Annotated in this window: 16 protein-coding genes; 10 read left to right on the top strand and 6 right to left on the bottom strand. The window is 39.4% G+C overall.

All coding sequences use genetic code 11. The features are described 5' to 3' along the window. The 5 genes from rpsD to eno all read left to right on the top strand — a co-directional run. The coding region (gene rpsD / locus ACEW8O_RS23760) for a 30S ribosomal protein S4 (protein WP_373497119.1) at window positions 1-455 on the top strand (455 nt) is incomplete at its 5' end. Window positions 456-486: 31 nt separating this feature from the next. Next, the gene (locus ACEW8O_RS23755; RefSeq protein WP_373497118.1) at window positions 487-1,476 is read left to right on the top strand and encodes a DNA-directed RNA polymerase subunit alpha; all 990 of its coding nucleotides are present in this window, start codon (window positions 487-489) and stop codon (window positions 1,474-1,476) included. A 5-nt stretch (window positions 1,477-1,481) separates the two neighbouring features. Further along, the gene (rplQ, locus tag ACEW8O_RS23750; protein ID WP_373497117.1) at window positions 1,482-2,024 is read left to right on the top strand and encodes a 50S ribosomal protein L17; all 543 of its coding nucleotides are present in this window, start codon (window positions 1,482-1,484) and stop codon (window positions 2,022-2,024) included. A 129-nt stretch (window positions 2,025-2,153) separates the two neighbouring features. Continuing rightward, window positions 2,154-3,251 carry a glutamine-hydrolyzing carbamoyl-phosphate synthase small subunit gene (gene carA, locus ACEW8O_RS23745; protein WP_373497116.1) on the top strand — a complete coding sequence of 366 codons (1,098 nt, stop codon included), beginning with the start codon at window positions 2,154-2,156 and terminating at the stop codon, window positions 3,249-3,251. A 22-nt stretch (window positions 3,252-3,273) separates the two neighbouring features. Beyond that, window positions 3,274-4,551, top strand: a complete 1,278-nt coding sequence (eno, locus tag ACEW8O_RS23740) for a phosphopyruvate hydratase (protein WP_373497115.1) — start codon at window positions 3,274-3,276, stop codon at window positions 4,549-4,551. A gap of 84 nt (window positions 4,552-4,635) precedes the next feature. Here eno and ACEW8O_RS23735 read toward each other — a convergent pair whose 3' ends face one another. The 3 genes from ACEW8O_RS23735 to ACEW8O_RS23725 all read right to left on the bottom strand — a co-directional run bounded on the left by ACEW8O_RS23735 (window position 4,636) and on the right by ACEW8O_RS23725 (window position 6,986). Further along, window positions 4,636-5,298, bottom strand: a complete 663-nt coding sequence (locus tag ACEW8O_RS23735; protein ID WP_373497114.1) for a hypothetical protein — start codon at window positions 5,296-5,298, stop codon at window positions 4,636-4,638. A 109-nt stretch (window positions 5,299-5,407) separates the two neighbouring features. Next, a complete protein-coding gene (locus tag ACEW8O_RS23730) occupies window positions 5,408-6,469 on the bottom strand; it encodes a DUF6340 family protein (protein WP_373497113.1) in 1,062 nt (353 codons plus the stop codon). Window positions 6,470-6,605: 136 nt separating this feature from the next. Continuing rightward, window positions 6,606-6,986: a hypothetical protein gene (locus ACEW8O_RS23725; RefSeq protein ID WP_373497112.1), complete on the bottom strand. Its 381-nt coding sequence runs from the start codon at window positions 6,984-6,986 to the stop codon at window positions 6,606-6,608. Window positions 6,987-7,097: 111 nt separating this feature from the next. Here ACEW8O_RS23725 and ACEW8O_RS23720 point away from each other — a divergent pair, with 111 nt between their 5' ends. Beyond that, window positions 7,098-7,349: a hypothetical protein gene (locus ACEW8O_RS23720; protein ID WP_373497111.1), complete on the top strand. Its 252-nt coding sequence runs from the start codon at window positions 7,098-7,100 to the stop codon at window positions 7,347-7,349. Here the strand turns inward: ACEW8O_RS23720 and ACEW8O_RS23715 are convergent. Beyond that, window positions 7,333-7,731, bottom strand: a complete 399-nt coding sequence (locus ACEW8O_RS23715; protein ID WP_373497110.1) for a hypothetical protein — start codon at window positions 7,729-7,731, stop codon at window positions 7,333-7,335. The two genes, ACEW8O_RS23720 and ACEW8O_RS23715, sit on opposite strands and share 17 nt — an antisense overlap. Window positions 7,732-7,892: 161 nt before the next feature. Between ACEW8O_RS23715 and ACEW8O_RS23710 the strand changes: the two genes are divergently transcribed. Further along, window positions 7,893-8,126, top strand: a complete 234-nt coding sequence (locus ACEW8O_RS23710) for a DUF433 domain-containing protein (protein WP_373497109.1) — start codon at window positions 7,893-7,895, stop codon at window positions 8,124-8,126. Further along, window positions 8,123-8,461, top strand: coding sequence for a DUF5615 family PIN-like protein (locus ACEW8O_RS23705; protein WP_373497108.1), 339 nt, complete (start codon window positions 8,123-8,125; stop codon window positions 8,459-8,461). The genes ACEW8O_RS23710 and ACEW8O_RS23705 overlap by 4 nt, the downstream gene beginning before the upstream one ends. A gap of 5 nt (window positions 8,462-8,466) precedes the next feature. On the opposite strand, the gene ACEW8O_RS23700 is transcribed toward ACEW8O_RS23705, so the two are convergent. Both ACEW8O_RS23700 and ACEW8O_RS23695 read right to left on the bottom strand, forming a co-directional pair. Next, on the bottom strand, window positions 8,467-9,174 hold the full coding sequence (locus ACEW8O_RS23700; protein ID WP_373497107.1) for a gluconate 2-dehydrogenase subunit 3 family protein: 708 nt from the start codon (window positions 9,172-9,174) through the stop codon (window positions 8,467-8,469). Between the two features lie 10 nt (window positions 9,175-9,184). After that, a complete protein-coding gene (locus ACEW8O_RS23695) occupies window positions 9,185-10,927 on the bottom strand; it encodes a GMC family oxidoreductase (RefSeq protein ID WP_373497106.1) in 1,743 nt (580 codons plus the stop codon). Between the two features lie 257 nt (window positions 10,928-11,184). Here ACEW8O_RS23695 and ACEW8O_RS23690 point away from each other — a divergent pair, with 257 nt between their 5' ends. Together ACEW8O_RS23690 and ACEW8O_RS23685 are read left to right on the top strand one after the other, a co-directional pair. Then, the gene (locus ACEW8O_RS23690; protein WP_373497105.1) at window positions 11,185-12,033 is read left to right on the top strand and encodes an alpha/beta hydrolase; all 849 of its coding nucleotides are present in this window, start codon (window positions 11,185-11,187) and stop codon (window positions 12,031-12,033) included. 347 nt (window positions 12,034-12,380) lie between these two features. Next, the gene (locus ACEW8O_RS23685; protein ID WP_373497104.1) at window positions 12,381-12,650 is read left to right on the top strand and encodes a type II toxin-antitoxin system RelE/ParE family toxin; all 270 of its coding nucleotides are present in this window, start codon (window positions 12,381-12,383) and stop codon (window positions 12,648-12,650) included. Window positions 12,651-12,781: the final 131 nt, after the last annotated feature.

The following is a 12,781-nucleotide window of genomic DNA, read 5'->3' as shown; positions in this document are numbered from 1 at the left end:
AGCTTGCTGAAAAGCAAAAAGCAAAATACATCTATGGTGTATTGGAAAGACAATTCGCCAAAATGTTCGGTATTGCTTCCAGGAAACAGGGAATTACAGGGGAGAACCTCCTTCAGTTACTTGAATCCAGGTTGGACAATGTGGTGTACAGATTGGGCATAGCCCCGACAAGAAGAGGTGCAAGACAACTCGTTTCGCACAAACATATTCTTGTAAACGGGGAGTTGGTAAATATACCTTCATATACTTTGAAGCCGGGTGATGTAGTGGCAGTTAGAGAACGTTCAAAATCTCTAGAAGCCATTTCAAGTAGCTTGGCGGGAAAAAGCAACCGTTATCCTTGGTTAGAGTGGGATAATACCTCTTTAGCAGGTAAGTTCATTTCAATTCCAACTAGAGATGATATTCCTGAGAATATCAAAGAACAGTTGATTGTAGAACTTTACTCTAAATAATAAACTTTCAGACTTAAATAGAACTATTGATATGTCCATATTAGCATTTCAAATGCCCGAGAAAGTGGTGATGGAAAAAGCCGATGATTTTCACGGTTTGTTCACCTTCAAGCCACTTGAAAAGGGCTATGGGGTCACCATAGGCAACGCCTTGAGAAGGATTTTGTTATCTTCTCTTGAAGGGTATGCCATCACATCAGTGAAGCTTCCAGGTGTAGTACATGAATTTTCCACGGTCGAGGGCGTTGTTGAAGATGTGACAGATATCATTCTTAATCTCAAGCAGGTCAGATTTAAAAAAGTCCATGATGCCATAGACGGTAAAATCTCTGTTGAAATAAAGAATCAGTTCGTTTTCACTGCTGGAGATATCGCTAAGTTCACCTCTTCATTCGAGGTTTTGAACCCTGAGTTGGTAATTTGCCACTTGGATGATACTAAAAGTATTGAAATTGAATTGACAGTTGAAAAAGGAAGAGGTTATCTTCCTGCTGAAGAATCCAAACCAAAAGAACAGGTTTTCGGAGTTATTCCTATTGATGCTGTTTTCACTCCTATCAAAAATGTGAAATACAGTGTGGAAAATACTAGGGTAGAACAAAAGACTGACTTTGAAAAGTTAATCTTGGAAGTTTCAACTGACGGTTCTATCCACCCTGAGAAAGCGCTACAGGAATCTGCTAAAATTCTTATTCAGCACTTCATGTTATTCTCTGACCAGACAATGGTCCTTGATTCTACAGGAATTTCTGAACCGGAACCAATCGATGAGGAATTTTTGCATATGAGAAAGTTATTGAAGACACCTTTGAGTGATCTTGATCTTTCAGTTCGTGCATTCAACTGTCTCAAAGCAGCAGATGTGAAATCGCTTGGAGATCTTGCAAAACTTGAAATTTCAGACATGATGAAATTCAGGAATTTTGGTAAGAAATCCTTGGCCGAACTTGAGCAACTTATCCAAGAGAAAGGTTTGACCTTCGGGATGGATCTATCTAAGTATAAACTTGATGAAGAATAATTAAAATGAGACACGGTAAGAAATTCAATCACCTTGGCAGGACTGCCAGTCACAGGAAAGCAATGCTTTCGAACATGGCTACTTCCCTGATTCTTCACAAGCGTATTTCTACAACGCTTGCCAAGGCTAAAGAACTAAGAAAATATGTAGAGCCTCTGATTACCAGAGCTAAAGAAGATATTACCCACAACAGAAGAATTGCTTTTTCCTATCTTCAAAGCAAAGAAGGAATTAAGGAACTATTCGGTGAGGTAGTAGTAAAAGTTGGTGACAGAACAGGTGGTTACACCAGGATAATAAAAACCGGATACCGCTTGGGAGATAATGCTGAAATGTGCATCATTGAATTGGTTGATTTCAATGAATTGATGCTGAAAGACGCTAAGCCAGCTAAGAAAACAACCAGAAGAAGCAGAAGAAGTTCAGGTAAATCTGAAACTGCTGTTGCTGAAACTGCTCCGGTTGCTAAAACTGAAGAGGTGGCTGAACCACAGGCTGAGGAACCTCAGGCTGATGAAAATAATGAAGAAGAAAAATCTGCTGAATAATTGATGTTTGGACGATTTTAAATATGAAAGGGATTGGACTTAGGTTCAGTCCCTTTTTTTATATCCTTACCATATTCCCGTGGCATATACTTTAAAAATCATTAACTTTGACAAGTCCAAAAAATAAAGATGAATAAACAAAAAGCAACCCTTCTTTTGGCCGATGGAACAATGTTTAAAGGGACTCTCATAGGTAGTCCCGGTACCAACGGCGGTGAAATTTGTTTCAATACAGGAATGACCGGATATCAGGAAATCTATACTGATCCATCCTATACAGGTCAGATAATTGTCACCACTACTTCTCATATAGGTAATTATGGTGTGATAGATTCTGAAATAGAATCCGATCATCCGACTATTGCCGGCATTGTAGTTAACTCGTTTTCAGAGGTATTTAGTAGGATTGATGCCAGTGGTTCCTTGCAGGATTATCTTGTCAAATATGGCATCACAGGTATAGCTGATCTGGATACAAGAAAGCTGGTAAGACATATCCGTTCTAAAGGAGCTATGAATGCCATTATCAGTTCTAAGTTTGAAGATGACCTGGCAGGTTTAAAAGCTGAACTCAATAAAATCCCGGATATGAACGGTCTTGAACTTTCCTCAAAGGTCTGTACGAAAGAGCCATTCTTTTATGGTGATGAAAACTCAAACTTTAAAGTTGCCTGTCTTGATTTTGGGATAAAATACAATATCCTTAGAAGTCTATCAGAAAGAGGGGTTTATTGCAAAGTTTTTCCTGCAAAAACTTCTTTTGCGGAAATGGAAAAATGGAACCCTGATGGTTATTTCCTCTCCAATGGACCCGGAGATCCTGCTGTGATGGAGTATGCTGTGAAAACCACCAAAGATATTCTCAATACAAATAAACCGGTATTCGGAATCTGCTTGGGACATCAGATTTTGGCAGAAGCATGTGGCATATCTACCTATAAAATGCACCATGGTCACAGAGGCCTGAATCATCCAATTAAAAACCTGATTTCCGGAAACAGTGAAATCACTTCCCAAAATCACGGTTTTGTGGTTAAAAAGGAAGATGTGGAAAAAAGTGATTCAGTGGAAATGACACATATTCATTTGAATGACAAGACCGTTGCCGGGATAAAACTAAAGAATAAACCTGCTTTCTCAGTACAGTATCACCCCGAATCCTCTCCGGGACCACATGATTCGAGGTATTTATTTGATGACTTTATATCTTTAATGAACAATAATTAAACAACCTTAAACCTTTTAAATTATGACATTGATTCAATCAATTCACGCCAGACAAATTTTAGATTCCAGGGGAAATCCCACTGTAGAAGTAGATGTAGTGACTGAAAATGGGGCTTTTGGAAGAGCGGCAGTTCCCAGTGGTGCCTCTACAGGGGTCAATGAAGCAGTAGAACTCCGGGATGGAGATAAATCTAAATATCTTGGAAAGGGTGTTCTAAAAGCAGTTTCGAACGTGAATGATGTCATTGCTCCGGAGTTACTTGGAATGGATGTTTTTGAGCAAAATCTCATTGACCAAATCATGATCGATCTCGATGGCACTTCTACCAAAAGTAAATTAGGTGCTAACGCCATCCTCGGTGTTTCTTTAGCAGTAGCCAAAGCAGCGGCAATGGAGGCAGGTCAACCGCTTTACAGATATATTGGTGGTGTCAATGCGAATACCCTTCCTGTACCTATGCTGAATATTATAAATGGGGGTTCTCATTCAGATGCGCCTATCGCTTTCCAGGAATTTATGGTAAGGCCTGTTGGAGCTTCCAGTTTTTCTGAGGCCATCAGAATGGGAGCTGAAATTTTCCATAACCTTAAAAAAATTCTTCACGATAAAGGCTTAAGTACTGCCGTAGGTGATGAGGGTGGTTTTGCCCCTAATTTCTCAGGAGGTACTGAGGAAGCTTTGGCCTGTGTATTGGACGCCATCAAAAAGGCGGGCTACAAGGCCGGTGAAGAAGTGACCATTGCTTTGGATTGTGCAGCTACAGAATTTTACAAAGATGGCAAATATGACTACACTAAATTTGAAGGGCCTAATGGAAAAGTAAGGACCAGACAAGAACAAGTAGAATATTTGGCTGAACTAACCCAAAAGTATCCAATTGACTCGATTGAAGATGGTTTTTCAGAAGACGACTGGGAAGGTTGGGCGATGCTTAATGCCAAAATCGGCGACAAAATCCAAATAGTTGGTGATGATTTATTTGTTACCAATGTCAAATTCCTCAAGAGAGGCATTGAAGAAAAATCAGCTAATTCAATCCTTGTCAAAGTAAACCAAATCGGTACTTTAACAGAAACCCTTAAAACAGTTGCTATGGCCCATAAAGCTGGCTATACAGCGGTGATGTCACATAGGTCAGGGGAAACTGAGGACTCTACCATTGCAGATTTGGCGGTTGCGACTAACTGCGGACAGATCAAAACCGGTTCCGCTTCAAGATCAGACAGAATGGCCAAATACAACCAATTACTGAGAATTGAAGAGCAATTGGGTGAGTCTGCTATTTTTCAAGGAAAGTAAGGGGATGTTCTCATAAATATTTAATCAAAAAGACAGCCTCAGGGCTGTCTTTTTTTGTTGGTGTTGAAATTCCCAAACTTTATTTCATTTGACTACATCAAGACTGATTATTTTCATTTTTTTACCTGGAAGGTCTTCCTTAAACAGTAATATCTGCGAATCAGAATTGGCAATAACTTCATATTTGATTAGTCGGTTTCTGTTACCGCTAAATTCCATTATTTCCAAGACTATTTTTCCGTTTTTTAAATAAGGTTGGTTCCATTGTGTCTTTTGGAGGGGTTGATTATTTATGAGCTTATCATGAGAATTGAATTTGTTCCTGTTGTAGGTGCGCTCATACCGGTAGACAAATTCATTGGATTCCAATAGATCTTTTATTTTATTGATATCAGACTGATTAGACCTATATATAATTGCAGAATATGCGGATGTTTTTGAAAATATGGTATTCTCCTGTGTTTCTTGGGTTACCATTAAATAGCTTCCTCCCCGCATTGAAGCCTCTGTTTTCAATTTTCTTAAAGCCCGATTGTTGACGTTATTGATGGCTGAAATTGTTGTAACCCCTTTTGCTTTTGCAAAAACAGTCCCAACTTTTTTCATTTCCTTAGTTATTTCAGAATCAGTTATGATCTCAATTTCATCAGGAATTGTATAATTCTCAATTTTCAATTGCCTGTCAATTTGGGCAAATGTTAGGTTACAGACCAAAGTCAAGGCGAATAACAGTGTTGATTTTTTCATGGGTAAATTTTTGTTAAAAATAGATTAATAAATTAGTCTAATAACGACATCAACCAGTCAAAGTTCCCCAACTCTGAATGAAATTTAGTTTAAATAAAGTAGTTCTTTTTTAATTATTTTGCCTCGTCAATTGCTCTTGTACAATAGCTTCCTGTATCATTATTCTTGATATTTCCCGGGCATAGGTTCTGCCTTTCTTGTAGCCATAATCTGTAAAAGCCTTTCCTGCCCAAATTCTCGCTTCCTGCAAATCTCCCATTACTTCGTAACCCAAGGCGATGTTATAAGAAAGTCTGCCTCCGGTTTTACGCTCATTCATTTGATTCAAGCCCTCATGCCAGGCTTCTATTGCTTCTTCCCATTGACCTACTTGGGCCAACCGTGACCCTTTGGCAAGGGAAGGATTGGATTTTGGTTTCTCGTACATGGTACGGCTAATCGATACATTCATTGGAGCGATCCTTTTGGCATAACTTGCCCCTGCCATCCTTCCTACAAACTGCGTGGCACGGACTTTATCTATCAGCATGGCTGCATCCTGCGTCCGGGTTTCGGCTTCTGCAGACCAAAGGTTGGTTTTGTCATAGTTTACCTGGTCAAAAATATTTCTGGTTTCCGGATCATAAAACCTAAAACCGGCACTGACAGAAGCCAAGCCTTCCATGTAAATACCTTCAACTTCAATCTGCTTTGAATCATTACCTGTTCCTATGGTTTTTTTGACCATTTTCTTTTTGTCAGTGATTATAAAGTCTGAGGAGAACTTTTCCAAAACCAATACCGCATCGACTTGATATTGCCTGCAAAGACTTTCTATCTGTTCCCATGTCAAGGGTGTAGGAAAAGTCTGTGCAAAAAGGCCTCCGCGTAACCTTTCCCTGGCTCTGATGACTTCATATCTTGGTGAGGTATTCAATTCTTGCTGTACAGTGGTCAAGGTGGCTTCGGCTGCGTTCTTTACTTCAAAGGGAGCTTCTCCGGTGAGTATTCCTTCAATGATAGAGAACCCCTCACTTTGCGGTGCTGTTCTATCTACCAACAACAAACGTTGGACATAAGTAGGGACGGTGATTTCTGCAGGAACCATCCTATTCAGGGTTACAGTCTTGCTGCAGGAACCAAATAGACTGGATCCAAAAATGATCAAAAGAAAACAGATTTTTGATTTCATAAAAACATTGTTAAACAAATGGATTGATGGGTATTCGATCCCAAAGGTTGCATAAATCCCGGAAATTTGGAAAAAATTGAGTTTGATTTATTGGAACTTTGACAGTTATTTTGTTCCTAAAATCTCTGGATAAAAGTTACATCAACTTTGTTTTAAACAATACCTCATAATCCCTTTCAACCTCACTCCGATTAGGCGAAAACCATAAATTCCCCTCCTTATCTATAAATTCCAATCCTCCAAAATATTCGGGTACTTCTATTTCTACAAGATGCCCGTCAAGGTCAAGGACTGCCAAAATTGACTTGTTTTTTTGTCCTGTAACACGAAGTATTTCCTGAAATCCGGTAATCCCCTGAATGGCATGATCATACTCATCATCAGAGAGACCGGGGTTGTAAGAGATTAAAAGTTTGTCATTAACAGTCCAAATATTATTGATCGCCCCATAAGTAAAATCTCTAGATTCAATATTGAATGCGTCTTTATCCACCGCTTTTGGATCTTTACCTTTCATGAGGTGAAATGGCTCTATTTTCAAGAGGATTTCCTTTTCGGGAATTTCAGTATTTTCCCACTCGAAATGATAAATCTTTGTGTCATTTTTGAATGAAAGATAAATCCCCTTTTGGTTAGCTCTGAAAACAGGGATACTATTAACAATAGGAAAGGTTCCAATTTAATCATCCAAAATGCTGATCAGTTTCAGTTTATAGATGAAAACAAAGCTGTGGCAGTATATGGGGCAAGGGATCCAGAAGGTGCAGGGTTTTATACAGAAGCAACAGGTACGAAATTGGAGACTATAGATGTTGAAAAAGGTACCTTTACCGGTATCCTGCCATATCCAACCACATCTAGGTTTAATTCAAACGAATAGGATCAAAGTCAGGCTTGATACTTTCTTTCAAATTCCCATCTAAACCAAAAATAAACATCCCCTTGCTACCCAATAAGGCAATCTCTTCATCATTTCTGAACTGAGGGCGTCCTGAGAGGTTTGGACCTACGGCATCGGGTTTGTCACCTGTTTTATTGATGACTGTCCTGATCTCCCCATTTCTGTCGATCAGGAGTACATCAGCTTTTTGCGGGTCCAAAGCCAGGAAATGCTGACCATCGGGACTGATATGTGACCATTCCATCGCTCCAATATAGTCCACCACAAGAGAATCAAGGATTTCCAATTCATAGGAATCCGGGCTTTCTCTGACAGTTTCTTTTTCTGATGAAGTGACAATCAGTAAACTCCGAAACTCCATTTTTGTGCTTTTAGGTTATTCAAAGTAAAGTTAGTTAAAAAAGTATTCGTTCCGAGTTATTGGTTTTAAAAGTTAATTTTTATTTTTTTAATGATGCCTATATTTAATGGCATAAAAAAACTAACACCTATAATTTTATTGGATTTGACTATATTTAGACCATGGAATCATTGGAGAAATATATTTCAATTAACCCTGAAATACGTTTTGGAAAACCTTGCATAGTAAATACAAGGATAGCTGTTATTGATATTTTGGAATGGTTGGCCTCAGGAATGACATATGAAGAAATCTTGGAGGATTTCCCAAGCTTGACAAGAGACCATATATTAGCAGCAATAAATTTCGCCGCAAAAAGGGAAGGCATTACAAAAATTTCAATTGATAAAATTTGAAACTTCTTGTTGATGATAACCTTTCATGGCGTTTAGCTAAAGCCCTTGAAGAATTTTTTCCTGGGTCAAAACATGTTCGATTTATACCAAAACTTGTTTCGCCTGCCAAAGATCAGGAAATATGGGATTATGCATTGCGTAATCATTTCATTATTTTGACAAATGATGATGATTTCTACAAATTGGCTATCGTAAGAAAAAAGGCTCCGAAAGTTATAATTATTAGGAAGGGTAATTCTAGTACTGCCAATTTGCTTAAGCTATTGGTACAGAAAATCCCTGAATTTGAGCGTTTTGTAGAAAATGAAGATTATTCGATCTTTGAAATTAGGTGATAAAATTACTCTATCAAATTACCTTCATCATCCCATTCGGCAATTTTGCCTCTTTCATCAGGTTTTAGATATTGTGACAGGTATTTTTCTTCATAGGCAAAACCATGTTTCTGCATGACTGCTTCCGGCACACCGTCCCACACATTTGGGGTATTTCCCTTATAACCCAAATATTTGAAGCCAATTTCTGAGGTAAAATATCCTGTTGATGTCAGATTTCTCAGCATATTGAAAAACTTCACCCCACCTTCCATTTCCGGTTTGGCTTTGTCAGGCCAGGCAATCAGGTCAATGAATTCCATCCTTTCGGATTCAGAAAGTTCAAGAAACTTCTTTCCATAATTGTCATCACTGTAATGGTCCAGCCACATCAGCCCTCCTCTCATGGGTATTTGATATGCGGTGTAGTCTTTCATCATAAACTCGATAAAGTCCGGAACCCCTGCTTCCGTCGCACTTCCGGATTCACTGTCGGCAGGCATGATGATATCTACCAATACATCCAGTTTTTTTCTTTCCTCATCGGTAAAAAAAGTTTCTGAAAGCAGGCGCTGATCATACTTTATTTCCTCTGCTGTTCTGCCTCCCGGTGTCCCACCGGCGATTTTTGGTGAATAATCCGCTGATTTGTCTTCAGGTGCACAATTGGTCAAAAGGAATCCTGATGCCAATGATCCGGTAAAAAGGAGTTTTAAATTTTCTCTTCTGTTCATGGCTACCTCATTAAATATTTTTCTTTTTCAATTCACTTACTATAAAATCCGAAGTCCTCCAGGCAAGGGCCAAAATAGTCCATGTGGGATTTTTGTCTGCTTGGGATACAAATGGTCCTGCATCAACCACAAACAGATTTTTGCAGTCATGTGCCTGACAGTTACTGTTCAATACCGATGTCGAAGATTTGTCACCCATTCTGGTAGTGCCTACCTCATGGATAATTCTACCCGGTGCAGCCAGACCGTATTTGGATTCCGGTCCGGGTTTATTGCCCAACAATACTGCACCTGAATTGGTGAGAATTTCCTCAAATGTATCCTGCATGTGTTTGGCCTGTTTGACTTCTTGGTCTGTCCAGTTGTAGGTAAATTGGAGAACAGGAATACCAAATTTGTCCACCACATTGGGATCTATCTCACAATAATTGCTGTATTGGGGGATACTTTCACCTCTTCCTGACATACCCAAAGTAGAGCCATAATATCGGCGGATATCCTTTTTGAGACCTTCACCATAACCACCGTTTGGACTTGGATTGCCGAATTCATCTTTGATATGTTTTCTCATGGTGTCCATGGCGAAGCCTATTCCGTAGGATGGCATGGACATCCCTCCCCAATACTCAATATGGTATCCTCTCGCAAAATCAAGTTTCTTGTTGTCCAGCCACCAAGGCGTGTAAACATGCATTCCTCCAACACCATCTTCATTGTATCTTTCCCTGTCGATCAAGTCAGGCATAATTGCCATTCTGTCTGCACCAGTTGAGTCATGTAGATACCGGCCTACCATCCCACTGCTGTTTCCTACACCATTGGGATGGGTTTTGGATTTGGAGTTCATCATGATCCTTGCGGATTCACAGGCTGAGGCTCCCAAAACCACCACTCTTGCTCTGAGTTTATATTCCTGCATATCCACTTTGCTGACATAGGATACTCCCGTGGCTTTGCCTGTATCATCGGTTGTTACGGCCCTTACCATCGCATTGGTAAAAAGTTCCACTTTACCCTTGGCCATCGCCGGTTTGACCAATACAGTTCCTGAAGAAAAATCCGCATAAACCTGACAGCCACGGTTGCATTGTTTACAGAAAAAACACACACCTCTTTCATTGTTTACCGGACGGGTCAGAATGGAAAGGCGGGAAGGAATGATAGGAATATTGGTTTTTTTGGCTCCTTTGGAAACAAACATTTCATGAAGCCTTGGCTTGGGTGGGGGCAGGAAAAATCCGTCTGGCTCGTTGTATATGCCTTCTTTGGTACCGAAAACTCCAATCAACTTGTCAACTTTGTCGTAATAAGGTTTGACATCGTCATAGCCAATGGGCCAGTCATCTCCCAAGCCGTCTACGCTACTTCTTTTGAAATCATTCGGCCCAAACCTCAATGAAATCCTTCCCCAGTGATTGGTACGGCCTCCCAACATTCTGGACCTGAACCAATCGAAACTGGTACCATTGGCCCTGGTGTAAGGTTCTCCTTCAATATCCCAACCACCTATTGCCTGATCAAAATCACCAAAAGGTCGGGTTGGTGTTCCACCGCCTCTTCTGGGAGATTCCCATGGGGGTCTTAATTGGGTCCTGTCTTCTTCTTTGGCAGGGTCAAAATCACCTCCTGCTTCCAATACCGCCACCGATAAACCTGCCTCTGAAAGAATCTTGGAAGCCATGCCACCACCGGCACCGGAACCCACTATGATGACATCATAGGCCTCTCCGGATGATTTGATCTCAAAACTCATGTTTTTTAAAATTTTTGGGTTTGTATGACAAGTTAAATTAAAAAATATAAAATTTCCAAATTCATAACTTCTACAATTTAATTTACATATTTGGAATTCTTTTTAACTGGGAGAATACTTTGATCCCTATAAACCAACCTGGCTATCAATCGAAAAGAACCTGGGCAGTTACAGGTTAGTTGAAGCTAGGTTTTATAATTTTAAACCATGCTTTCCTGAGAGTGTTATCTTTCTTGAATCAATACTTAATGAATAAAATGCAATTTTATAATCGATTACTTTTGACCATTCTTTTGTTGACTTCTTTTTCATGTTCTTTCAAGAGAATTCAAAGGAGTAAGGAAATCACCTATATGGAAAAGGGATTTTTGGAAAATCTTCCTGAAAAGCAATTGAATGTTTTTGCACCAAAAAAAGCAGATGGTAAGAATCCTGTTATGCTTTTCATCTATGGTGGCAGTTGGAATTCCGGCAATAAGGATATCTACAACTTTCTAGGGTCAAGACTGGCAAGGAAGGGAATCGTAGCAGTCATCATAGATTATCCACTCAGTCCCGATTATCAGGTCCATGATATGGCAAAAGCTTCTGCACAAGCTGTGAAATGGACAAATGAAAACATCAATTCTTATGGAGGGAATCCTGATAGGATATTCGTCTCGGGACATTCTGCGGGAGGGCATCTTGCGAGTTTGATTTCTGTCCGAAATGAATATTTTGATACTCTGGGCATGGAAAATCCCATCAAGGGAACAATCCTGATTGATGCTGCGGGCCTGGATATGTATTGGTTTTTGAATGAAATGAATTACGAACCTGGTACCAAATACCAGGCATTCACGGATGATCCACAGGTATGGAAAGATACCTCACCGATTTATTATTTGGATGAAAAAGATCCGCCAATGCTGATCATGATGGGAGGTAGAACGCTACCTGGAATAGAAAAGACTACTGAAAGGTTTTTGAAGGAATATAAAAAAATAGAACCCGAACCTAACTTTCATCTTCAAAAATGGAAAAAGCATGTTCCCATGATAGCACAGTTTATATACACACCAAATAAGGTATATAGATGGATTGAGGAATTTATGGAGGATAAGTGAGGAATTAGAGTTGTATTTACGATGATAACTTTTTGATATTTTTGAATAAGTTGTAAGTATGATTACAAGATTTCAAGTTCAACTGGTTCAAGTCTTCAGACTTTGACCAAAACGTTACAGTCTTATGAGTGTAGAAAATGCATTCTGAAGACTGACAATAAAAAAGGTCCAATTCGCCGCGGCGAATTGGACCACTATTACTCTACCAAAATCACTTCCATTAGCCTATCCGGCAACCCCGCATAATTCGCACCACTGCTGTACAGATATTCTTCAGGAGGTGAGATTCATGATGTATTTTGAAATCTCAATTTGCATATCGTATATTTACACTATACGTATGGCTTATGATAAAAAGCATCAAGCACAAAGCCCTTAAGAATTACTGGATAAAAGGTGGTAAGAGCAAACTCCCTTTAACAATGGTGAGTAAAATAGAAATTGTTATGGATATCATTGATAGCATAGAAAAGGTTCCTGATGACTTATTCCCCTTTCCGGATTTGAAACCGCATCCTTTGAAAGGAAACAGGAAGGGGACTGGTCTTTGGAAGTCTCAGGGAACTGGAGGATTACATATAATTTTGACAACAATACTGCATCAGCATACGATATAGATTTAGAAGATTATCATTGAAACAGAAAAATATGGAAAGACATATTGATACATATATTCATCCTGGAAAGATTTTCATGGAAGAGGTTGTAAAGCCAAACAAGCTTAAAATCGGAGAAGTAGCGGGACTTT

The organism is Aquiflexum sp. (assembly GCF_041749095.1).
GTDB lineage: Bacteria > Bacteroidota > Bacteroidia > Cytophagales > Cyclobacteriaceae > Aquiflexum.
Note: the sequence above shows the minus strand (reverse complement) of the source record. Positions and strands in the feature narration are given on the sequence as shown.